The organism is Streptacidiphilus monticola (assembly GCF_042658505.1).
Taxonomy (GTDB): Bacteria; Actinomycetota; Actinomycetes; order Streptomycetales; family Streptomycetaceae; genus Streptacidiphilus; species Streptacidiphilus monticola.
The window spans coordinates 1-545 of sequence record NZ_JBHSQJ010000193.1 but is presented as its reverse complement, the minus strand read 5'-3'; the positions used below and the strand labels follow the sequence as shown (position 1 = coordinate 545).

Genomic DNA, 545 nt, shown 5'->3' with positions numbered 1-545 from the left:
TGACCGGAAGGGCCCGACCTGCGACGACGCCTCCCCGGGGCGTTGGTCCTGCCGACTATGCACGCGGTGTATACATGGTGTGTATAGTCGTCGCCATGACGATCGGGCACACACTGCTCGGCCTGCTCGAGGCCGGGCCCAGGCACGGCTACGACCTGAAGCGGGCCTTCGACGAGAAGTTCGGCCACGACCGGCCGCTGCACTACGGGCAGGTCTACTCGACCATGGCCCGGCTGCTGAAGAACGGCCTGGTGGAGGTCGAGGGCGTGGAAGCCGGTGAGGGGCCGGACCGCAAGCGCTACGCCATCACCGACGCGGGCGTCACCGACGTCAGCGCCTGGCTCGCACAGCCCGAGAAGCCCGAGCCGTACCTGCAGTCCACGCTCTACACCAAGGTCGTCCTGGCGCTGCTCACCCACCGCAGCGCCACGCAGATCCTGGACACCCAACGGGCCGAACACCTGCGGCTGATGCGGGAACTGACACGGCGAAAGGCGTCCGGCGACCTGGCCGACCAACTGGTCTGCGACCACGCGCTGTTCCAT

The 545-nt window shown here is 68.1% G+C and carries 1 protein-coding gene; it reads left to right on the top strand.

Going from position 1 to position 545, the window contains the following annotated elements; all coding sequences use genetic code 11:
- Positions 1-95: 95 nt before the first annotated feature.
- On the top strand, positions 96-545 hold a 450-nt coding region (locus tag ACFP3V_RS31270; protein ID WP_380591048.1), incomplete at its 3' end, for a PadR family transcriptional regulator.